The 611-nt window shown below is 33.9% G+C and carries 1 protein-coding gene; it reads right to left on the bottom strand.

Translation table 11 applies throughout. The features are described 5' to 3' along the window. The coding region (locus IDG60_RS20670; RefSeq protein ID WP_206161131.1) for a PLP-dependent transferase at positions 1-458 on the bottom strand (458 nt) is incomplete at its 3' end. Positions 459-611: the final 153 nt, after the last annotated feature.

The raw sequence follows: 611 nt of genomic DNA, 5'->3' as shown, positions 1-611 counted from the left end.
GGCTTTACATCAATAGCAATCATTTGTGGGTTAGATATTGGTTCAATGAATAATGCAACTGTTTTATCAGTGATTTCTTTTTCAACTTGTTCATAATCTGTAAAATCAACGTACTTAAATTTGATATCGTATTGTTGCTCGTAAAATTCAAATAATCTAAATGTGCCACCATATAAATCGAATGAAACTAAAATTTCATCATGAGGTTTAAATAGATTACATATTAATTGAATGGCTGACATTCCACTTGATGTAGCGAATGATGCAATACCATGCTCAAGTTTGGCAAAACAGGTTTCAAATGTTGAGCGTGTAGGATTTTTAGTACGTGTATAATCAAATCCTGTCGATTGTCCTAGTTTTGGATGTTTGTAGGCAGTAGATAAATGGATTGGATTCGCTATAGCACCGGTTGAATCATCAGTTAATGTGATTTGGGCTAACTGTGTATCCTTCATATTAAGACCCTCCTATAAGAAAAAATAAAAAGCTTCCGTCCTTCGTACCCGAATGAATCGGATAAAAAGGACGAAAGCTTATGTTTCGCGGTACCACCTTTATTTGTTATTCCATCGCTGAAATAACCTTATTCAGTACGCATTAAAAGTAAA

It is taken from the genome of Staphylococcus sp. EG-SA-2 (assembly GCF_017152085.1).
Note: the sequence above shows the minus strand (reverse complement) of the source record. Positions and strands in the feature narration are given on the sequence as shown.